Here is a 21447-nt window from a genome sequence, read left to right on the forward strand (position 1 = left end):
TGTTCGCTTCAGAAGCGACTCTATTAATATATCATAACTCTCTTAATCTCGTCAACAACTTTTTTAAAAAGTTTTTTCAAGCTTTTAAATCATTGTTGATGATAAGCAAGTTATGTTTTTTCGTTGCTATCAGAAGCAACTTTTATATAATACCAGCTCACCAAAAAGAAGTCAATCACTTTTCTCAAAAAAATATAGTTATTAAACCATTTATTATCTTGAGCTGTTTTCATATAATAGCATCACCTCTCTTTTAGGTCAATAGAACTTCCCGACAAAAAAAGTTAAGTGCAGTCATTACTATATTCCCCACATACAACCTATGCTCAAGCTTCCTACTTTCTTCTCTTATTGGTAATCTTCCTTCTACCCTACAAGATTATATTCTTGCAATCATCCTGTTAGCTTCATCATAAAGATCCATCTTTCGCAACAGTTCAATTAATAGTTCTAAAATAACTTCATCATACCCTGGCGCAACTACATAGCGATAATTAGCATCCCTAATGAAAGCAAGCTTCTCTATTCTATTAGAGTGTTCTAAGAAATCTTGCATCCGTTCAAATTCTTTTTCTTCAACTGAATTCTCGAAATTAAATATAAAACTCCTAAAAGAAATACATTCTTCTTTTGCGATAACCCCTATCTCATCTAAAGTAAAAATCTTCATCTTCTCTTCCCGTTCCTCCTTAATTTCACGTAGATAAAAAGAAATTTCTCTTGACTGAGTCAAAAATGTCTCTTGAAAACGCTGGAACACTGTTTTTCTTTTCCTTTCCCATTCAATAGAAAAATCCTTTAAAAATTCCATGCATTCTCCGTTTAGCGAGCATCGAGCCTCCTCGTCGCATACACTCTGCTTAAGTCTCGTCTTTCTCGCATTCCCACAGGATTCTACGTGTATTCAGTCTACTGAGTACTTCTTCTCCCATTTTTTCACGTAAAAAACAACAAACTTTGAAAAAACAGCCTAAAAAAAAGAAACCCGGCGATCTATAACCGAGTTTCTACAAAAAATCTATTACTTATTTTACTACAGATACAACTTCTTCTTCTTTTAACTCTACATTGCCTTCTTTATTAATCTGCACAGACTCACCTTCTGCTAGATTTGTAAAGACGATTGGTGTAGTTGTAGATGTTGCATGTTCTTTAATGTAATCTAAATCTACTTTTAATAACGGCTGACCTTTTGTTACTTGATCATTTTCCGCTACTAACGTTTCAAACCCTTCACCTTTTAGCTTTACAGTATCAATACCAAAGTGAATAAGGATTTCACGACCTGAATCTGCCAAAATACCGATAGCATGTTTTGTCGGGAATAAGTTAACAATTTTACCGTCAACCGGAGATACAACCGTACCTTCTGATGGGATTATCGCAAATCCATCCCCCATCATTTTTCCAGAGAAAACCGGATCTGGAACTTCTGAAATCGGCACTAATTGTCCTTTGATTGGCGCAACAATCGTATCTTCTTTACTAGCAGCAACTTCTAAAGATGCTGGATTTCCAACAGATACAATTTCTTCTTCTTTTAATTCAACATTGCCTTCTTTATTAATCTGCACAGACTCACCTTCTGCAAGGTTTGTAAAGACGATTGGCGTAGTTGTAGATGTTGCATGTTCTTTAATGTAATCTAAATCTACTTTTAATAACGGCTGACCTTTTGTTACTTGATCATTTTCCGCTACTAACGCTTCAAATCCTTCACCTTTTAGCTTTACAGTATCAATACCAAAGTGAATAAGGATTTCACGACCTGAATCCGCCAAAATACCGATAGCATGTTTTGTCGGGAACAAGTTGACAATTTTACCGTTTACCGGAGATACAACCATACCTTCTGAAGGGATTATCGCAAATCCATCTCCCATCATTTTACCAGCGAAAACTGGATCTGGAACTTCTGAAATTGGCACTAATTGCCCTTTGATTGGTGCAACAATTGAATCATCTCCGCCAGCACCTTGTAAAGGTTCTGGATTTACATCTTCAATTTGTTGTGTCACTTCTTTATCCATTGATGGCGCTGCAACTGGACGTGGTCTTTTCCCACTCATAACATCTCTCATTTGACCTTTAATTGTTTCAGAACGAGGACCAAAGATTGCTTGAATGTTATTACCAACCTCTAACACACCAGCAGCACCTAATTGTTTCAAGCGATCTTTATCAACTTCTTTACTATCTTTCACTTCAACACGAAGACGTGTAATACAAGCATCTAAATGAGCAATATTCTCTTGTCCACCCATCGCTTTTAACACTTCGTATGGAAGATCATTTGCAGCACCCTCAGATGCTTCTTCTTGCACTTCATCTTCACGACCAGGTGTTTTCAGGTTAAATTTGCGAATCGCAAAACGGAAACCAAAGTAATAGATTAGTGCAAACACGATACCTACAGGAATAATAATCCATGCATTTGTTTGAGGATTAATTAAACCAAATAATACATAATCAATTAAACCACCAGAGAATGTCATACCAACCTTAACATTTAATAATTGCATCGTCATAAAAGATAACCCTGCAAAAACAACATGGATACCAAATAATACTGGCGCCACAAATAAGAACGAGAATTCTAATGGCTCTGTAATACCAGTTAAGAAAGAAGTTAACCCAGCAGATAGCATTAATCCACCAACAACCGCTTTTCTTTCCGGACGAGCTTCTTGATAGATTGCTAAAGCAGCAGCAGGCAATCCAAACATCATATATGGAAATTTACCAACCATAAACGTACCAGCTGTTAAATTTTGAACGCCATCTTTAATTTGAGCCATAAAAATCTTTTGATCACCTTTAACTATGTCCCCAGCTTGTGTAGTATAACTACCAAATTCAAACCAGAATGGCGAATAGAAAATATGATGCAAGCCAAACGGAATTAACGCACGTTCAATTAAACCAAAGATAAACGCAGAAAGTGTTAGATTAGCACCTAACATATTTTCAGAGAAAGCATTTAAGCCATGTTGTATTGGAGGCCAAATAACAATCATAATCAAACCTAAAGCCACCGCACTTACAGCTGTAGCAATCGGTACAAAACGTTTACCAGCAAAGAATCCTAAATAGGAAGGAAGTTCAATTTCAAAGAAACGATTGTACATGGAAGCAGCAACAATACCAACGATGATTCCGCCAAACACTCCAGTTTGAAGAGTCGGTATTCCAAGAATTGAAGCATATTCTGTACTTCCTTTTAACTCATTCGCATCAATCCCAAGCACTGTCCCCATTGTCACATTCATAATAAGGTAGCCGATGATTGCAGCCAACCCTGCAACACCTTCTCCACCAGCAAGACCTATGGCAACTCCAACGGCAAACAAGAAGGAAAGATTACTAAATATAATATTACCCGCATTTTCCATAACAGAAGCAACCATTACAACTCCACTATTTCCGAAAAATGGAGCTAATTCTAACAAAGCAGGGTTTTGAAGCGCATTACCGAATGCAAGCAAAATACCTGCAGCAGGTAAAATAGCAACTGGCAGCATTAGCGCTTTACCAACTTTTTGTAAGACACCAAATAACTTTTTAAACATCTCGTTTACCTCCTAAGTTTTTTTCGCTCATTAAAGCGTTATCATCGAAAAAAATAAAAACAGGCATGAGTGAAGATAACTGAAAGAAGCTATAGGGATAGATTTCCCTAAAACTTTTAATTCAATCATCTTATTCACTCATGCCTGATCGAATCAGTAACACGTTATAAGATAATAGCTATTTAACTTTCTTTTGAAGTCGTTGTATATGCATAGTCAAATATACTGCTTCTGCATCATAAACTGTTTTTTTCAATGTTTGTTGCATCACTTTCATGAGCTTCCATGAGAGATTATAACATACTGGATATTCATCTTTCAATAGGGAAGTTATTCTTTCTGGCTCCTCTACTTTTTCTCCATCATGGACTCGCTCAATAGTAAATCGTAAATGGCGAACAAGCCGCATATAATCAATGCTGTCCTTATCAATTTCAACATTAAGCTGCTCTTCAATCATATTGACTAGATGGGTTACTAACTGGGAATGCTTATTGACTTCAGAGAGGTTTTTATTCATCATCGCACTATGGATATGCAGTGCGATGAAACCGATTTCACCCACTGGTAGATGGAGACTTGTTTGCTCTTCTATCAACTTTACCACATCTTCAGCAATTTGATATTCAAAAGGATAAAGTGCCTTTGTTTCGATAAGAAACGGATTATTCAGCACTAACCCATTCGATAACCTAGAAGCAGCAAAAATAATATGATCTGTTAATGCAACATGAATATGTTCATTTAAAACTGCATTTGTTTTTCTTTTGATTAATTCAATGGAAGAAATAATGACTTCTAGTAAGTCATTGTCAACGTGAGGGAGAAGTTTCAAGTAATTAACTTGTTCTTTTTCATTTGTTAATACAAATAATTTTTCTACTATATCCGTATTGATATAGTCTCCTCTTTTCTGATTAAACCCTATCCCTTTTCCTATTAAAACAACTTCCCCATAGGATGGATGTTCTCCAATAAGCACATTATTGTTCAGCGCTTTTTTGATTAGTAGATTAGGCATATTCTTTTCCTCGCTCCGACAGACTTCTAGACACTTTAATGTTATTAAAGTCTTAATAGGAAGTCAACGGAAAATTAATATATTTAAGAAAAGCGGAAGCGCCTTGTTCAGCCCCGAAGTAAAATGTTCTCTTGGCTCAAAAAGTGTTTTTTACTTTTAGAGACAAGAGGTTATCTTTCACAGGGGCTAGGCGCTGTAGCTAGACACCAGTCAGACTTCAGAAAACTTATATTTTCTTACCTTTCAAGAAAAGGACCGCTTAAGAGCAGTCCTTTTCTCGTATATCACTATTGCAAGAAAATAAAGTACAAAGCAAAGATAACAAAAAACACATACATGATTGGATTAATATCTTTTGCACGGCCTTTTACAAGCATTGTAATTGGATAAAAAATAAATCCAACGGCAATACCTGTTGCAATACTATAAGTTAAAGGCATCGCAATAATAGTTAAAAATGCTGGTACAGCAACTTCAAACTTTGTCCAGTCTATTTTCCCTAATGAAGCAACCATTAAAATACCTACAACTACTAGTGCAGGTGTTGTAACAGCAGAAGTAACTACTGATAATAATGGAGAAAAGAACAATGCCAACAAGAAGAAGCCTGCTGTTACTACAGCTGCAAATCCGCTTCTAGCACCAGCAGCAACCCCTGCAGACGACTCAATATAAGAAGTTGTCGTCGAAGTACCAAAAATAGAACCTAAAATAGAAGCAATAGAATCTGCAAATAATGCTTTTCCTGCTCTTGGCAGCTTATTGTCTTTCATTAAGCCAGCTTGATTAGCTACAGCAACAAGCGTACCTGCATTATCAAAGAAATCAACAAATAAAAATGTTAAAACAACCACTAACATATTTTGTGTATAAAATGCACTATCACCAAATGCTGAGAATAGCGCTCCAAAAGTTGGCTCCAAACTTGGAACTGCTCCAACTACTTTAGATGGTGTATCAATTACGCCAAAGATCATTCCTGCTACAGCCGTAATGACCATCCCATAAAACACACCGCCATGAATACCTTTTACCATCAATATTATCGTAACAAAAATACCGAAGATGGCTAATAATGTGCTAGGTTCTGTTAAATTTCCAATATGAACAAGTGTTGCTGGGTTGTCCACAATAATTTTCGAATTTTGCAATCCGATAAAAGTAATAAATAAACCAATTCCAGCTCCAACTGCCAGCTTTAATTCCACAGGAATCGCATTAATAAGTTTTTCACGCAAACCTGAAATCGTTAATAATAAGAAAAATGCACTTGAAATGAAAACAGCTGCTAAAGCATATTGCCATGGCTGCTGCTGTGTTAACACAACAGTATAGGCAAAAAATGCATTTAAACCTAAACCTGGCGCCAACGCAATTGGGTAATTTGCAAATAGCCCCATAATTAGTGATCCAACTGCTGCAGCTAATGCAGTTGCCACGAATACTGCTCCATAATCCATTCTTAATGCAGGGTTAAGATCTGCTACATCCCCAAGTGTTAATGTGAATGGATTTAGCGCTAAAATATATGCCATTGCTAAAAAAGTAGTAAAACCACCTAAAAATTCTTTACGATAGTTTGTTCCTAGTTCTTCAAATCGAAAAAACTTTTTCATTTTATTACTCCCTCTTCTCTTTTTGTTAAATCAAACGAAAAAACACTCCAAATAATTTTTGGAGTGTGGACTAAGGGTTTGTGAAATAGTAAGGAAATCAAAATAAAAAGAGTTATGAGTTCATCAAAATCCCTATATATTCACTTCCCTCGTAGTCAAGCTATTTTCGGTAGCTCGGTAGAAACTTTCGGACCATACTCTCCAATATTATACGAGTATACATTTTTCTCAGCTGCCAACCAAGTGTATCAACATGTATGTTATTCGTCAATAAAAAAACGAACATTGATAAAGGAAAAACCCATCAATGTTCGTTATTATGTCAAAATTTACGATATTTTATTCCCATTCAATTGTTGCTGGCGGCTTACTTGTAATATCGTACACTACTCTGTTGATATGATCTACTTCGTTTACAATTCTTGTAGAAATAACTTCTAGCACTTCCCAAGGAATTCTTGCCCAATCAGATGTCATACCATCGATAGAAGTTACCGCACGAATACCGATTGTATAATCATACGTACGAGCATCTCCCATTACCCCAACACTGCGGATATCTGGTAAAACAGTGAAGTATTGCCAAATATCGCGATCTAAGCCAGCTTTTTTAATTTCTTCACGTAAAATAGCATCTGATTCGCGTACAATTTCAAGTTTTTCTTCCGAAATAGCACCTAATACACGAATACCTAAACCAGGACCTGGGAATGGTTGTCTCCAAACAATATCATCCGGAATGCCTAGTTCTGTACCTAATGCTCTTACTTCATCTTTAAATAATGTGTTTAGTGGTTCAATTAATTCGAACTGCATATCTTCTGGAAGACCACCTACATTATGATGCGATTTAATCGTTTGAGCAGTTGCAGTACCACTTTCAATAATATCGGTATAAAGTGTTCCTTGTGCAAGGAAGTCAATGCCTTCTAATTTTGTCGCTTCATCGTCAAATACATAGATAAACTCATTGCCGATAATTTTACGTTTTTTCTCAGGATCGCTTACGCCTTCTAATTTCGATAAGAAACGCTCTTTCGCATCAACCTTAATGACATTCATATTAAAGCCCTCAGAGAAAGTTTTCATTACACTATCCGCTTCGCCTTTACGCAGCAAACCATGATCAACGAAAATACATGTTAATTGATCACCAATTGCTTTATGAATAAGAACGGCAACAACAGACGAATCTACTCCGCCGCTAAGCGCACAAAGAACTTGGCGATCGCCAACTGTCTGGCGAATTTTTTCCATTTCAATTTCAATAAAGTTCTCCATAGACCAATCGCCTTTGCATCCACAAACACCAAATACAAAGTTCTTTAAGATGTCGTTTCCATATACAGAATGGCGAACTTCTGGATGGAATTGAACAGCATATAATCCTGCTTCTTCATTGCTCATGGAAGCAATAGGACAAGAAGGATTTGTTCCATCAACTGTAAAACCAGCAGGAGCTTCTACTACTAAATCTCCATGGCTCATCCATACTACTTGTTGTTTTGGCAGCTCAGAGAAAAGTTTATTGTCATGCTCAATCGTTAATTCTGCTTTACCATATTCACGCTGCTTTGCTCTTTCTACTTTTCCGCCTAAATGCTTCGTCATAAGCTGCATGCCGTAGCAAATACCAAAAATAGGCAAGCCTAAATCGAATATCTTTTCATCACAGCCAAATGCATTTTCATCATAAACACTGTTTGGACCACCTGAAAAGATAATACCAGCTGGATTTAACTTTTTAATTTCTTCCGCAGTAATCGTGTGTGGATGCAGCTCACTGTATACCCCAAATTCTCTTATGCGTCTTGTAATCAATTGATTGTACTGACTACCAAAATCAAGAACAACAATCATTTGACTGTTAATACTTGCTTTCCCCATTATTTTTCACCCCAATTAGTCTATTGTAAATCATCATCTTTTTACTATTTTTTCTTAATTCGATAGAATCATGCTAAAAAGATTAAAAAACTTCAACTGCGAGTTGCACTATTATCTTCTATCGATTAAGCATAACAAAAAACTAGAATTCTCCTCCCCAAAAAACGAAGGCAGAATTCTAGTCTTAATCTAAACAAAGTAGGAGTATTAGCATCAGCTATTTTCCTAATTTTATCATGAAGACTTTATCTGCCCTCATAGTCAGACCATTTTAGGTGATCAGGTAGAGACTCTCGTACCATATCACCCCTAGGATATATGAAGGTAAATTATATAGATGTGAATATTGTAACAACATGTCGAATTAATGGTCAAGCTGTTGTTCTTTTAATTAAATTTTCCCATAATTCTTTCAATTCATCCCAACCACTCATATTTACATGTCCTTTATATAAATACTCCTCATATTTTGCCGTTAACCGAACCATTTCATTCGATTCATATAGGTGATCGATTTGTTTCGCATACTCTCTTAATGTAAGTTCTTCTTTTTTCCTCATACCCGCAATTTTTAATAAACGTAGCAATATTAAATAAGCTTCAGGGAAATCTTCTTCCTTATTTTTATTTCTAAATCTCCAAATAAAATAGTATGGCAGCCATTTATAGCGGTACGTTATAACCAGCCAACTAAATATAGCAGCACTTAACAATCCACCTGCAATCCATTCCCAATTATTTATACTAAACAGTTTTACTTTGTTCCACCATTCTGTAAAAGACCATGCTTGCTTTTGCGAAGCTGGATTTTGTTCTTCTGGCAGTGGTTTTGGCTTCGTTTCTGTTTCTACTTCTTTCTTTTGCTGCTCTTTTTTCTCTTCCTTATTATTTGCTTCATTTTTCACATCATTCAAATAGCTGTTTTCATTCGAAAAACCTTGTGTTGGTTCAAATGTTACCCATCCTACTTCAGGAAAATAAGCTTCCACCCAGGAATGTGCATTATCATTTGTTACTTCGTAAATAGAGCCGCTTGCAGAACTTTTAATGACTTCTCCTTCTGTAAAGCCTTTTACCCATCTTGCAGGGATGCCAATTGAACGTAATAGTGTAACCATCGAAGTAGAATAATTGTCACAATAGCCTAGTTTTGTTTCAAATAAGAACTGATCAACATAATCATCGTTTTCTCCTGGTACAGCTACATCACTTTTGCTGTAGGCAAAACCGTTTTGCGAAAAATATTTTTCGATAGCCCTCGCCTTGCTAAAAGCATTGTCTTCGTTTTTTGTAATTTCTTCCGCCAACTCGCTCACACGCTGCGGCAATGTATCTGGAAGCTGTAAATGCCGCTTGACCATGTCCTCATTTTCTCTTACAAACTTTTCTAAATCAGCAGTCGTTAAAGCCGTTAAGCTATACTCTGGTTTATTATATCGAACAATGTAAGAATCCATAGTACCTTGACTAACAATACGCTCATTTCCTCTTTCTATTGTAAAATTAGAATTACTAAGAATATCACGAATGCCAAGGGGATATAAAAGATAAGAAAAAGGCTGGACAAACTCTACCTTGCTTCGATACTTTGTAAACTTTACATTATCTCCCTCTTCAAAAGAATAAAAAGGAATAGGATCACCTTCATCAATCACGCTAGAATCCCTATTTAACTCTAACGATTGTTCAGACTGTACCCATCCTTTTCCTGTATAAGTGTCCTTTGTCTCCACTTTCCAGTAATGAGGTGATTGCACTTCCGCTTGGAATACAACGGTATCATCTCCTTGAAACGGACCGCCTAAATTCGAATCATCCACACTATAACCAACCCGCTTTACACCGCCTGTCCCGTCATTCCCACTTTTATTGCTCATCGATTGAATAAACGGAACAGGATCTGGCCAAATTGGTTCTGCCTTTGGCGACACATAGCCAATTGCTGCACTAATTGCAACAAACAAAAGCAGCGGAGCCATCCATTTTAACAAGAAGCGGTTATCCTTCTCTAAACCTTCTTTATCACGAAGACGGAAATAAGTTAACATCCCCATTACTGTAAATCCAATAATAACCGTGCGTACAATCGCATACTCCGCATTATATGGCGTAAAGGTGTCCAACACCGTAATATAAATCATCGTCAGCAAAAAAAAGGTGAAAATCTTTCTTTTTTTAATCAGCCAATAATCGATTAAGTATGCCATTAGCCATAATAATATAAAAAACAATAAACTTTTAAACATATCGGTCATTTCTGGCCAGTTGGTATCAAACATAATCGCCATATTTTGCAAGATCTCTGAAACAAACGTTCCTACCCAACTAAAAGCGAAAAAAGGTGTTTCATCATATAAATATTGCAGGATATATACCATGTATATTACTTTAATAAGTCCACTAAAAACCGCTGGTGCACGAAAGAACGCCAATAAAAAGGAGACAGCTAAAAAGAGTATAAACACGAACACATTCCCAGTATTCGTTAACTCTTCAATCGGCCTTAACCATTCTAAAATAAGAAATAAACCAAGCACATAAAGAATGAAATTAGATAATGTCCGAGTCTGTTCCAATTGTTTACTCATCCTGTTTTCACCTCCGAAAAAGCATCCTGAAATCTCCCATTTGATACTGGAATTACACGAATACCTCTTGAAGATAATGCAGCTCTTAAGTTTCGTTCACTGGTTGTTAAACTTTCCTTTATATCTTTTATTAAAAAAACACCGATATTAAATTTTTTACTGGCAAGATAACTTGTTTTTTCTACTAACTCTTTTGATAAATTAGCAGTAACCAACATTAATGTAGCATTTTGCTGCAAAGTAGGTGTTTCATTTTCTATTAATTGCGCCAAAGAAATTTTGCTGCCCTTTGTAGCTTTTGCCAAATGATAAAAAAGCAATTGCTGCTGACTATCTCCTCCTCTGATCGGAAAAGTCATTTTTTCTTCTTCGAATGACAGCAGCCCGACTTGAGCTCCTTTTTTCAAAATCGCTCTAATTAACGTTGCTGTAAAAGACACAAGAATTTCAAACCGAGAATTTTCTTCACAATCCATGACAACCATAATATCGTGCGACTGTCTCTGTTCAAACTCCTTTGTCATCATACTGTTTCGCTTCGCACTCGCTTTCCAGTTAATCCACGAAAACCGATCCCCCGGTTGATATTCTCTTATGCCAACAGCCATCGTTGTATCTCTCTGCACTCTTTCCTTAGATGCTGTCATTCCTTGATCAAATTGGTTTTCAAACGGCTTATAAATCATCTCTTCGTACGTTGGATAAACAATAATTTTTTCTACATTAGGTACAGCCGCTTCTTTTTCCATTAAACCAAGAGGATCACCAATCTTTACTTTTGTATGATAAAAGATATGTTCTCCTCTAGGCAGTTCTTTTATTTCGTATTCATAGTTTATTTGCCTTTTAAAAGCAGGCAGAAGCAGTTTTTTTCCAGTTCTCTCTTCTGTTAATGATTGACTTAAAGAATCCTCGACAAGCAGGTAAAAAATCGGCAGATAAGATTTTCTATTTAATTCAATCTCAACTTTCAGCGTTTCCTTTGCGTTATATTCATGCTTCTCTATCCTCCGCACGACTTCCCACTCTTTTACAGAATAAATGGCTAAAAGCAAGCCATATATGGCAAAGGGAAGAAAGCTGTAAAATAAAAACCAGCTGACAAACCCGCCTTGAAACATCGCATAAGAAAAGGTAATGCCTATTAAGACAAATAATAGGATCAGCTTCCAAACAGGAATCAATTTTTTAAAAAATACTTTCATTTATTTCACTAACCTTTGTACAGGGACAGAGACTTTTGATACAACCCGGTCTATCACATCTTCTGCACATATTCCTTCAAATTTTGCCTCTGACTTCAAAATAATCCGGTGGGCAAATACTGCTTTTACAAGATATTGAATATCATCTGGCAGCACATAATCACGACCTTGTATAAAAGCATAGCTTTGAGCTGCCTTCATCACTGCAATTGATCCCCTTGGACTAACACCTAAATAAACACTAGGGTCGACTCTTGTGCTATCTGCAAGCTGCACAATATACTTTTTCACCGTGTCATCTACATACACTTTTTTCACTTCTTCTTGCAGCATTACTAATTCTTCTAGCGATACGACAGGCTGTAAATTTTCAATTGGAGCCTGTACTTGCACTCTCGTCAACACTTCCATTTCTTCCTGCACGGTCGGGTAACCCATTTTCATTTTTAATAAAAAACGATCTAATTGTGCTTCCGGGAGAGGGTATGTCCCTTCGTATTCAATGGGATTTTGTGTTGCCATCACAAAAAAGGGCTTGTTTAGCTCATGCGTAGTGCCGTCAATCGTTACACTGCTTTCTTCCATTGCTTCTAATAACGCAGATTGTGTTTTAGGAGATGTCCTGTTTATTTCATCTGCCAAAATAATATTCCCAAGTATTGGTCCCGGAACAAATTGAAATTCCATTTCTTTCGGATTATATATGGAAACACCTGTAACATCAGAAGGAAGTAAATCCGGTGTAAACTGAATTCTTTTGAAGTTTGCGCCGACCGATTTCGCCAAAGAACGAACCATCATCGTTTTTCCTACTCCTGGTACATCCTCTAAAAGAACATGCCCTTCAGCCAACAAAGCAATTAAACTTAATTCCGCTACCTCTCTTTTGCCAATCATAACCTTTTCAATATTTTCAATTATTCTGTTAATTTTTACGTTTGTTTTGTTTATGGACATCGGTCTCCTCCAATTTTGCCTTGTTTTATGTATTTTGCAGCCAAATTTCGGAAGAAGAAAACAGAATAGAGATCTTTAATTCTTGTCCTACTCTATTTTCTTCTACTATATTTATTTAGGACAAAAATTCATTCGCGTTTAATCCTAATTCTTGACATATTTCCATGACTACTTGTTTTTCTCTTTGATCAAAATGACCGTCTGCATAGCCGATCGCAATACAGTACCTTGCAACAAGTCTCGCAATCTCTGGCTTAGAACGAACTTTACCAAGCGCTCTAAAGCATTCTGCTCTACCAATAATTTGATCATATTCTAGTCTTCTTATAAATTGATTAAATTGCTGCAGCACTTTATTTGTATCAAACACACGCAATTCTTCACTTTGGTGAATAAACTCCACCATTTTTCTCTCTTCAGAAGGATCTAATCTACCATCTGCCATTCCTACCAATGCACAAGCTGCCACAACAGCATCTAATGTATCTGGACTTTTAAAGCGCATAAACAATTCTTTTGCTTTTTGCTTTTGCTGTCTTCCCCATTCAGCATAATCTGTATTAGAAGGAGACCAATTGTTCCGACAGCTATTACAAGTGAACTTTAATTGATTCTTTCCAATAAAGCCGCCAAGCAAGCCAATTGGGCCTAAAATTAAGCCTCCAACTGCCGCTTTCCCTAAACCAAAACCTTTTTCACCAGTCCGTACATTTGTGCTATGACAGCGTGGACAAACAATATGATCTCCACCGTACGTTTGGTTAGTATGTACTTGACCATTCGCTGCCGGCGGATAATGCCCCGTATTTGTGCCTAAATGGGGTAAAGAAGCTTGTCCGTAGTCAGCATAAGGTGCACTATACTGATTTGGCTGTGGGGGAGGAGCATAAGTTGGCTGCGAATAGGAGTTGTTCATCGGCTGTGGTGTCGGTTCATCATCTACTGTCACACCAAAATTGCGGCATAACGCAGCTAAGCCTCCTTGAAACCCACTTCCTATCGCATTAAATTTCCATTCCCCATTATGTCGGTATAACTCTGCAGCAACAATGGCTGTTTCCACTGTATAATCTCTTCCTAGATTAAACCTTATCAATTCCACATTTTCTCTTTCACTTATTATTCTCACATAGCCATTGGAAATTTGTCCAAAGTTTTGCCCCTTTTCATTTGCATGATGGATCGTAATCGTAAAGGCAATCCGCTGAATAGAAGGTGGAACGCGCATTAAATCAATGTTAATTTGTTCATCATCAAAATTTCCTGCTCCCGTTCTGTTATCCCCGCTATACATAACCGAACCATTTGCGCCGCTTGGATTATTATAAAAAATAAAATCAGTATCACTATGCACCTTCCCATTTGCTCCAAGCAAAAAAGCTGATGCATCTAAATCATAATTTGCTCCATGGTGGTTAATATCCCAACCTAATCCAACAATCACATTGCTTAAGCCTGGATTTGTTTTCGTTAAATCCACCTTTTGCCCCTTGCTTAGCATTACTCCCATCTATTTGCCTCCTCTATTAAAAAAACCTCTTATCTTTTTCGTTATATATGTTTCTTTTATTTTACATGAATAGTTTCTTGATTGGAATTTTCAAAGCTTTTATAAGAAATCAACATACTTTATTGCTTACGATTGAAATGCAAAAAAGTTTCCCTTAATCTGAAAAAGGAAACTTCACAACAGTATTATTCTTTGTTATCATTAAGTAAAATTAGAATAGTAACTTTGATTTCTTCCGCGTTTATTTTTATAAAAGAACGTACGAACAATCCGATGCAGTTCATCTTTTGGTTCGCTTTTAATAATCTCTGAAATATGTGCAGGAATCAATTTCTTTACTGTATTATTCCTGTCCCCTTTACAATCCAGCCTTTTTGCTACCTCGGTAATATTGTCTCTAAATGCATATTGCTTGATTACTTCTTGTTCAAAACTAGCAGGCTGATAAGACTCTGCTAAACAAATAAATTGTTCTAAAAGCTCTATTTCTTGTTTTAACTTCACAATCTCTTTTTTCGCTTTAGCAATGTCCAAATGATAACCTCCCTCAATCTGCTTTTGATAACTAACTTCTTGTACAGAGATTAATATCCTGCTAAATTTATTGTCTAAAAAACGACAAATTATTTCTCTATTTAAAAATAATGTTTTTTGATTATCGTAATATTTTCTTTTGTTGCAAGAAATTAACGAAAATGTCTTATTGTCATCAATTTGCTAGACACTTTACATTTATTTAACCTTATACTCATTTTGGCTTGTAGTACAATTAATTAGAGGAAAAAGGAGTTGGGATAAATGATATTCGGTGAACTCATTTGCAAGCTGCGTGGATACCATAAATTTAATTATTATTACAGCGGACAATGCATTACATGCGGGAAAATCCGAAAAGAATATGAAAATAAAGATAGACAACAACAACAGAATGTTTCTCCTACTCCAATAACATCTTCAGAGTATGAGCAAGATCAAAATAACCCTTCTCGTTAAAGAGAAGGGTCTTTTAAATCCTAGGCTGTTTTTGTTGCTTTTAAAATACACTTCGCTTTCCGTAGGAGAGAGTCGAGCCTCCTCATCGCTTTGGTGAGGTCACTGAAAAAGTGGATGCTATGAAATATAGATAGGGAAAATCATCCCGCAGGAGTCGTGCGGACGCCTCTCCTAACCAACATGATGGTCGTTTTCAAACTCTCTATACCATTTTTTCACTGTAAAAAACAACAAACTTTGAAAAAACAGCCTAATCCTATTTAATTAGTTCTTACTGCCATCTTATTTCTTGTTCTTATCTTATAAATTGCAACTAGAAGTATAAACCATACAGGAGTGACGAACAAAGCGACACGCGTATCTTCTGCAAGTGTAAGCACGACTAGAACAAATGCTAGAAAAGCAAGAATCAAGTAATTGGAAAATGGATAAAACGGCAACTTGAATTTGTTTGATTTTGCTAGATCTGGTCTTGTTTTGCGATATTTCAAATGACATATTACAGTAATTCCCCAAATAAAAATAAAGCAAACAGTTGAAATACTTGTAATCAGTGTAAATACTCCCTCTGGCATGACATAATTCAATATGACTGCAATTAAAATGATAATCATTGAAAAGAACAATGCATTGGAAGGTACTTGGTTTTTAGTAAGCTTTGTAAATGATTCAGGCGCATTTTTATCTTTTGCAAGTGAGTATATCATCCTGCTTGTACTAAAAATAGCACTGTTACATGCCGAAGCTGCGGATGTTAAAACGACAAAATTAATGATGCCTGCTGCCGCTACAATCCCGATTGCCAAGAAAACTTGGACAAAAGGACTTTCTGTTGGAATGATAGCATTCCAAGGATATATGCTCATTATTACAACTAGAGCTCCAACGTAGAAAATTAAAACCCGGATAGGAATATTGTTAATCGCTTTAGGAATTACTTTTTCCGGATTTTCTGTTTCTCCTGCTGTTAATCCTACAAGTTCAATGCCAACAAAGGCAAATACAACCATCTGGAATGAGAGAATAAATCCATTCATGCCATTTGGAAACATCCCTCCATGGCTCCATAAATTTGTAAAACTAGATGAGCCTGCATCTGTAGAAAATCCCTTTATGATCATGATTATGCCAATAACAATTAATGCTAATATTGCGATGACTTTAATTAAGGCGAACCAAAATTCCATTTCTCCGAACAGCCTTACTGTTGCAAGATTCATGATAAGCAAAATGACAAGTGCAATTAATCCAGGCATCCACTGCGGTACACTAGGGAACCAAAACTGGGTGTAGAGACCCACAGCCGTTAAGTCAGCCATTGCAATGGAAATCCAGCAAAACCAGTAAGTCCAGCCTGTTATAAATGCAGCCATGTTGCCTAGATAATCTCTTACAAAATCAACAAAAGAATGATATTTTAAATTACTTAGGAGTAATTCACCAAGCGCTCGCATGATTAGAAAACAGATTGCTCCTGTAATAATGTAAGCAAATAAAATGGATGGCCCTGCTAAATGGATAGATTTTCCCGCACCAAGAAATAAGCCCGTTCCAATTGCCCCTCCAATAGCAATAAGCTGTACATGCCTATTTTTTAGGGATCTAGCTAATTTTTGTTCCTTCATACTATTCCAACTTTCTATTAAGTTAATTCTTACATGCTTTTCATAACTCAAACTCTACAACCTTAGGAAAGGCGTTTTAGTCTATTGGCACTGATTATTTTAAAATAATCCCGGAAGCACAGTTACCAAATTTAAAAAGCACCTCATATAATGATAGCTATAATAACCGAAACAATCAATTGCCAAAATAGTGACAATTCGTTTTTTAATTGGTTACCCTGAAAATAAGCTCTGTTAAAAGGGGTTTTCCGAAGCTTATCGCTCGCTTTCCGCGGACGAACTGGCAAGCCTTTGCTCGTATCTCACTGCGAAGTCTTTCCAGCACGTTTTTCCGCAGGAGTCTCGCAAATAACCGCCAAAAAAAGTCCTTTATAAGTGATAAACTTACAAAGGACTTTTTATATATTATGAGCAAACTATAAGCATTCTATATTACAACTCAACAAACCCAATAATGGGTTTATTAAGTTATTACATCATGCCGCCCATTCCACCCATACCGCCCATATCAGGCATTGCAGGGCCAGCGTTTTCTTCTGGTTTGTCAGCTACAACTGCTTCTGTTGTTAAGAACATTGCTGCAACAGATCCAGCGTTTTGAAGTGCTGAACGTGTCACTTTAGTAGGGTCAACAATTCCGCTTTCGATCATGTTTACCCATTGGCCGTTAGCAGCGTTGAATCCTGTTCCTACAGGCTCGTGTTTTAAACGTTCTACGATTACTGAACCTTCAAGTCCAGCGTTGTGAGCGATTTGACGAACTGGCTCTTCAATTGCACGAAGAACAATGTTAATACCAGTAGCTTCGTCGCCTTCTGCTTCGATAGCAGCGATTTTATTGTATACGTTTAGAAGTGCAGTTCCACCACCTGCTACGATACCTTCTTCCACAGCAGCGCGAGTAGAGTTTAATGCATCTTCAATACGAAGTTTGCGTTCTTTTAATTCTGTTTCAGTAGCAGCTCCAACTTTTACTACTGCAACTCCGCCTGCAAGCTTAGCAAGACGCTCTTGTAATTTCTCGCGGTCAAATTCAGAAGTTGTTTCTTCCATTTGCGCACGGATTTGGTTGATGCGTGCAGCGATTTGTTCTGATTCGCCAGCACCTTCAACAATTGTTGTGTTTTCTTTCGTTACGACAATTTTTGCAGCGCGTCCTAAAGAATCGATCGTTGCAGCTTTAAGGTCTAAGCCTAAATCTTCTGTAATTACTTGACCTCCAGTAAGAATAGCAATATCTTCTAACATTGCTTTACGACGATCTCCAAATCCTGGTGCTTTTACAGCAACTGCAGTGAATGTACCGCGAAGTTTATTTACTACTAATGTAGCACTTGCTTCACCTTCTACATCTTCAGCAACAATTAATAGCGGCTTGCCTTGTTGTACTACTTGCTCAAGCACTGGAAGGATTTCTTGAATGTTAGAAATCTTTTTATCTGTAATTAAGATATAAGGATTTTCAAGAACAGCTTCCATTTTATCTGAATCAGTTACCATGTAAGGAGATACATATCCACGGTCGAATTGCATACCTTCTACCACGTCTAATTCCGTTGTGAAACCTTTTGATTCTTCAATTGTAATAACACCGTCGTTGCCAACACGTTCCATTGCTTCTGCAATTAATTGACCAACTTCATCATCAGCAGCAGAGATTGCAGCAACTTGTGCAATAGACTCCTTGCCTTGGATTGGTTTTGAAATTGCTTTTAACTCTTCAATTGCCGTTGCAATCGCTTTGTCGATCCCTTTGCGGATGCCCATTGGGTTAGCCCCTGCAGTAACGTTTTTTAACCCTTCACGAATCATCGCTTGTGCAAGTACTGTTGCAGTAGTTGTTCCATCACCAGCAACATCATTTGTTTTGCTTGCTACTTCTGCTACTAGTTTTGCACCCATGTTTTCAAATGCATCTTCTAGTTCAATTTCCTTTGCAATTGTAACACCATCATTTGTAATAAGCGGAGAACCATATTTCTTCTCTAATACAACGTTGCGTCCTTTAGGTCCTAATGTTACTTTAACAGCATTTGCAAGTGCGTCCACTCCACGCAGCATTGCACGACGTGCTTCTTCACTAAATTTAATGTCTTTTGCCATTTTGAAAAACCTCCTCGATTTTTTTATATCTATTTATGATCGTTTATGTTTTATCAAAACAAATCTTTGCGTTATGATAATTGATTAGCCTACGATTGCTAAAATATCACTTTCGCGAAGAATTAAATATTCTTTTCCTTCATATTTCACTTCTGTTCCAGAATATTTTGAGAAGATGATGCGGTCATCTACAGCTACTTCAAGAGCAATACGCTTACCGTCTTCTAATATGCGACCACTGCCTACAGCTACTACTTTACCTTCTTGAGGCTTCTCTTTCGCAGAGTCTGGTAATACAATACCACTTGCAGTTTTTTCTTCTGTTTCAACAAGCTCAATAACTATACGATCTCCTAATGGCTTTAACAAGTGAAACAACCTCCTCAAATAATATGTAATTAAATTTATTTTCAATTTATTTATTAGCACTCGTTTACCTTGAGTGCTAACACAAGTATTATATTAATTAATCTTGTTTCATTTTGCAAGAGTCATGCTTTTATTTTTTATAAATTTTCATTCTTCCCCTTTACTATTTGAAACCTATAGCTACTTATTAGTACAATAGAAGGTATGGACCATTTAACCTGCTGCTATTATGTCCATAAATTATATGTATAAAACATAAAAGAATACATACTTTAGTTTATCTTTCTATATGTTAAAACTAAAAGAATAACTCGTAGTATAAAGGAGCATGCTTAATGAAAAAGGAATATTGGATTATCTTAATTGCGTATATCGGTATGCAGTTTTCATATATTATCGGTCTGCCTCTTCTTTATTTCATCGGGGCATTTTTTGGCTATGAACAAGAAGACATAAAGTCTTGGGCGAATGTAATTTGGATCGTATTCAGCTTTACCGTTACTTTAATTATTGTATTGCGATTATTGCGCCATGAAATGAAAACTCCTATTCGGAATAAAGCCGCCAGCTTGCCAACTTCTATTGGCTGGGCAATAGGAGGTATTTTTCTTTCCTTATTTGCGCAAGGAATGGCGAGTATGATTGAAAATTTAATGGGAATAAACGCAGGCTCTCAAAACACAGAACAATTAATGAGATTAGTCGAATTTTCACCTATTGTAATCCTTGTGATCAGCATTATCGGTCCGATACTGGAAGAAATTATTTTTCGAAAAATTATATTTGGTGCATTATACACGCGTTTAAATTTCTTTTTGTCCGCATTAATTAGTTCAGTAGTTTTTGCCATTGCACATTATGAGTTTGTTCATATTCTTTTATACGCAAGCATGGGCTTTACATTTGCTTTTTTATATGTAAAAACAAAAAGGATTCTTGTGCCCATTTTTGCCCACGTTTCGATGAATACACTTGTTATTATTATTCAATTAAATCAAGAGCATATACAAAAATGGCTCGAACAGTATAATCAGATTTCACATTTTATTGGAGGATTTTAGATGAGGCAATCCGCTTTATTTTCCGGCGTTATTTATATTTTGTTAGGGGCGTTATTTACATATTTCGCCATACAAAATATTCAAACAAATAATGGCTGGGGCTTTTTAACATACGTTTTAATCTTACTGGCAACATTTGATATCGGTTCAGGCATCAGATTAATTGCTTATCATTACTTTATAAAAAACAAATCAAAGAAATAACAAAAAAAGGCGCATTTAAGCAGTATTTATCCTTCTGCTTAAATGCGCTTAATTATTATTCTTCCTCTTCAATAGTTGGATAATGTTTCAAAAAGTAAACAAGGGACTGTAATTCAATCGCTAAATCAATATGATGAATACGTACATCAGAAGGTACACTTAATCTAGCAGGAGTAAAATTAAGAATACCTTTTATTGAACTCTTTACTAGACGATCTGTAATCGTTTGGGCAACTGCTGATGGAACCGTTAAAATAGCCGCTTGTATATCATTCTCTAAAATTACTTTTTCTAAATCATCCATATGATAAATGGTTACTTCACCGATTTTGTCATTAATTTTTTCTTCTGCAACATCAAAGGCTACTTCTATTTTTGTATTATTATTTTTTAAAAAATTATAATTTAAAAAAGCTACCCCTAAATTACCTACACCTATTAATGCAACTTTTGTCAGTTCATCTTGGTCTAACGTTTTGCGGAAAAAAGAAAGTAAATAATTCACATTATAACCATATCCTTTTTTACCCAATGCACCAAAATAAGAAAAATCCCTTCTGATAGTTGCAGAGTCAACCTTAACTGCTTCACTTAATTCTGCCGATGAAACACGCTGTTTTCCTGAAGAATGCAAGTTTTTTAAAAATCGATAATATAAAGGTAGCCGCTTAGCAGTCGCTTGCGGAATTTTCATTACCTCATTACTCATTCTTATCCCCTACCTGTTATTTTAATAAGA

General features: G+C 36.2%; 18 protein-coding genes and 2 riboswitches. Of the genes, 3 read left to right on the forward strand and 15 right to left on the reverse strand.

The window, feature by feature from the left end:
* Positions 1-110 precede the first annotated feature (110 nt).
* From ACTYA4_RS21335 to ACTYA4_RS21385, 11 genes are all read right to left on the reverse strand, one after another.
* On the reverse strand, positions 111-233 hold the full coding sequence (locus tag ACTYA4_RS21335; RefSeq protein WP_445505860.1) for a hypothetical protein: 123 nt from the start codon (positions 231-233) through the stop codon (positions 111-113).
* A gap of 146 nt (positions 234-379) precedes the next feature.
* Entirely contained in the window at positions 380-811 is a 432-nt protein-coding gene (locus ACTYA4_RS21340; RefSeq protein WP_443483478.1) for a hypothetical protein, read from the reverse strand.
* A 214-nt stretch (positions 812-1025) separates the two neighbouring features.
* Positions 1026-3569 carry a glucose-specific PTS transporter subunit IIBC gene (ptsG, locus tag ACTYA4_RS21345; RefSeq protein WP_443483477.1) on the reverse strand — a complete coding sequence of 848 codons (2544 nt, stop codon included), beginning with the start codon at positions 3567-3569 and terminating at the stop codon, positions 1026-1028.
* Positions 3570-3747: 178 nt separating this feature from the next.
* Positions 3748-4590 (reverse strand): glucose PTS transporter transcription antiterminator GlcT, encoded by an 843-nt coding sequence (glcT, locus tag ACTYA4_RS21350; protein ID WP_443483476.1) that lies wholly within the window; start codon positions 4588-4590, stop codon positions 3748-3750.
* Positions 4591-4877: 287 nt separating this feature from the next.
* Positions 4878-6206: an NCS2 family permease gene (locus ACTYA4_RS21355; RefSeq protein WP_443483475.1), complete on the reverse strand. Its 1329-nt coding sequence runs from the start codon at positions 6204-6206 to the stop codon at positions 4878-4880.
* Positions 6207-6338: 132 nt separating this feature from the next.
* A riboswitch (purine riboswitch) is annotated at positions 6339-6441 on the reverse strand.
* Between the two features lie 104 nt (positions 6442-6545).
* The gene (guaA, locus tag ACTYA4_RS21360) at positions 6546-8093 is read right to left on the reverse strand and encodes a glutamine-hydrolyzing GMP synthase (RefSeq protein WP_443483474.1); all 1548 of its coding nucleotides are present in this window, start codon (positions 8091-8093) and stop codon (positions 6546-6548) included.
* Positions 8094-8331: 238 nt separating this feature from the next.
* Positions 8332-8435, reverse strand: a riboswitch (purine riboswitch).
* A 29-nt stretch (positions 8436-8464) separates the two neighbouring features.
* Positions 8465-10681, reverse strand: a complete 2217-nt coding sequence (locus tag ACTYA4_RS21365; RefSeq protein ID WP_443483473.1) for a transglutaminase TgpA family protein — start codon at positions 10679-10681, stop codon at positions 8465-8467.
* The gene (locus ACTYA4_RS21370; RefSeq protein ID WP_443483472.1) at positions 10678-11886 is read right to left on the reverse strand and encodes a DUF58 domain-containing protein; all 1209 of its coding nucleotides are present in this window, start codon (positions 11884-11886) and stop codon (positions 10678-10680) included. The genes ACTYA4_RS21365 and ACTYA4_RS21370 overlap by 4 nt, the downstream gene beginning before the upstream one ends.
* The gene (locus tag ACTYA4_RS21375; RefSeq protein WP_443483471.1) at positions 11887-12843 is read right to left on the reverse strand and encodes an AAA family ATPase; all 957 of its coding nucleotides are present in this window, start codon (positions 12841-12843) and stop codon (positions 11887-11889) included.
* A 115-nt stretch (positions 12844-12958) separates the two neighbouring features.
* Complete coding sequence (locus ACTYA4_RS21380) at positions 12959-14353, reverse strand: TerD family protein (protein WP_443483470.1); 1395 nt, start codon at positions 14351-14353, stop codon at positions 12959-12961.
* Between the two features lie 201 nt (positions 14354-14554).
* Positions 14555-14887, reverse strand: coding sequence for a hypothetical protein (locus tag ACTYA4_RS21385; protein WP_443483469.1), 333 nt, complete (start codon positions 14885-14887; stop codon positions 14555-14557).
* 264 nt (positions 14888-15151) lie between these two features.
* On the opposite strand from ACTYA4_RS21385, the gene ACTYA4_RS21390 reads away from it, so the two are divergent.
* A complete protein-coding gene (locus ACTYA4_RS21390; protein ID WP_443483468.1) occupies positions 15152-15346 on the forward strand; it encodes a hypothetical protein in 195 nt (64 codons plus the stop codon).
* Positions 15347-15606: 260 nt separating this feature from the next.
* Here the strand turns inward: ACTYA4_RS21390 and ACTYA4_RS21395 are convergent, their stop codons facing one another.
* From ACTYA4_RS21395 to groES, 3 genes are all read right to left on the reverse strand, one after another.
* Positions 15607-16971: an amino acid permease gene (locus tag ACTYA4_RS21395; RefSeq protein WP_443483479.1), complete on the reverse strand. Its 1365-nt coding sequence runs from the start codon at positions 16969-16971 to the stop codon at positions 15607-15609.
* A gap of 471 nt (positions 16972-17442) precedes the next feature.
* Positions 17443-19074, reverse strand: coding sequence for a chaperonin GroEL (gene groL / locus ACTYA4_RS21400; protein WP_443483467.1), 1632 nt, complete (start codon positions 19072-19074; stop codon positions 17443-17445).
* A gap of 84 nt (positions 19075-19158) precedes the next feature.
* A complete protein-coding gene (gene groES, locus ACTYA4_RS21405) occupies positions 19159-19443 on the reverse strand; it encodes a co-chaperone GroES (protein WP_443483466.1) in 285 nt (94 codons plus the stop codon).
* A gap of 335 nt (positions 19444-19778) precedes the next feature.
* Here groES and ACTYA4_RS21410 point away from each other — a divergent pair, with 335 nt between their 5' ends.
* Both ACTYA4_RS21410 and ACTYA4_RS21415 read left to right on the forward strand, forming a co-directional pair.
* Positions 19779-20504 carry a CPBP family intramembrane glutamic endopeptidase gene (locus ACTYA4_RS21410; RefSeq protein ID WP_443483465.1) on the forward strand — a complete coding sequence of 242 codons (726 nt, stop codon included), beginning with the start codon at positions 19779-19781 and terminating at the stop codon, positions 20502-20504.
* A complete protein-coding gene (locus tag ACTYA4_RS21415; protein ID WP_443483464.1) occupies positions 20505-20708 on the forward strand; it encodes a YdiK family protein in 204 nt (67 codons plus the stop codon).
* 55 nt (positions 20709-20763) lie between these two features.
* On the opposite strand, the gene ACTYA4_RS21420 is transcribed toward ACTYA4_RS21415, so the two are convergent.
* Positions 20764-21417, reverse strand: a complete 654-nt coding sequence (locus ACTYA4_RS21420; RefSeq protein WP_443483463.1) for a redox-sensing transcriptional repressor Rex — start codon at positions 21415-21417, stop codon at positions 20764-20766.
* Between the last annotated feature and the right edge of the window lie 30 nt (positions 21418-21447).

It is taken from the genome of Niallia yueguangensis (assembly GCF_052663115.1).

Coding starts and splice junctions, on each gene's coding strand:
- ACTYA4_RS21335 (WP_445505860.1), bottom strand. CDS start 233: ATGAAAACAGCTCAAGATAATAAATGGTTTAATAACTATATTTTTTTG.
- ACTYA4_RS21340 (WP_443483478.1), bottom strand. CDS start 811: ATGGAATTTTTAAAGGATTTTTCTATTGAATGGGAAAGGAAAAGAAAA.
- ptsG (WP_443483477.1), bottom strand. CDS start 3,569: ATGTTTAAAAAGTTATTTGGTGTCTTACAAAAAGTTGGTAAAGCGCTA.
- glcT (WP_443483476.1), bottom strand. CDS start 4,590: ATGCCTAATCTACTAATCAAAAAAGCGCTGAACAATAATGTGCTTATT.
- ACTYA4_RS21355 (WP_443483475.1), bottom strand. CDS start 6,206: ATGAAAAAGTTTTTTCGATTTGAAGAACTAGGAACAAACTATCGTAAA.
- guaA (WP_443483474.1), bottom strand. CDS start 8,093: ATGGGGAAAGCAAGTATTAACAGTCAAATGATTGTTGTTCTTGATTTT.
- ACTYA4_RS21365 (WP_443483473.1), bottom strand. CDS start 10,681: ATGAGTAAACAATTGGAACAGACTCGGACATTATCTAATTTCATTCTT.
- ACTYA4_RS21370 (WP_443483472.1), bottom strand. CDS start 11,886: ATGAAAGTATTTTTTAAAAAATTGATTCCTGTTTGGAAGCTGATCCTA.
- ACTYA4_RS21375 (WP_443483471.1), bottom strand. CDS start 12,843: ATGTCCATAAACAAAACAAACGTAAAAATTAACAGAATAATTGAAAAT.
- ACTYA4_RS21380 (WP_443483470.1), bottom strand. CDS start 14,353: ATGGGAGTAATGCTAAGCAAGGGGCAAAAGGTGGATTTAACGAAAACA.
- ACTYA4_RS21390 (WP_443483468.1), top strand. CDS start 15,152: ATGATATTCGGTGAACTCATTTGCAAGCTGCGTGGATACCATAAATTT.
- ACTYA4_RS21395 (WP_443483479.1), bottom strand. CDS start 16,971: ATGAAGGAACAAAAATTAGCTAGATCCCTAAAAAATAGGCATGTACAG.
- groL (WP_443483467.1), bottom strand. CDS start 19,074: ATGGCAAAAGACATTAAATTTAGTGAAGAAGCACGTCGTGCAATGCTG.
- ACTYA4_RS21410 (WP_443483465.1), top strand. CDS start 19,779: ATGAAAAAGGAATATTGGATTATCTTAATTGCGTATATCGGTATGCAG.
- ACTYA4_RS21415 (WP_443483464.1), top strand. CDS start 20,505: ATGAGGCAATCCGCTTTATTTTCCGGCGTTATTTATATTTTGTTAGGG.
- ACTYA4_RS21420 (WP_443483463.1), bottom strand. CDS start 21,417: ATGAGTAATGAGGTAATGAAAATTCCGCAAGCGACTGCTAAGCGGCTA.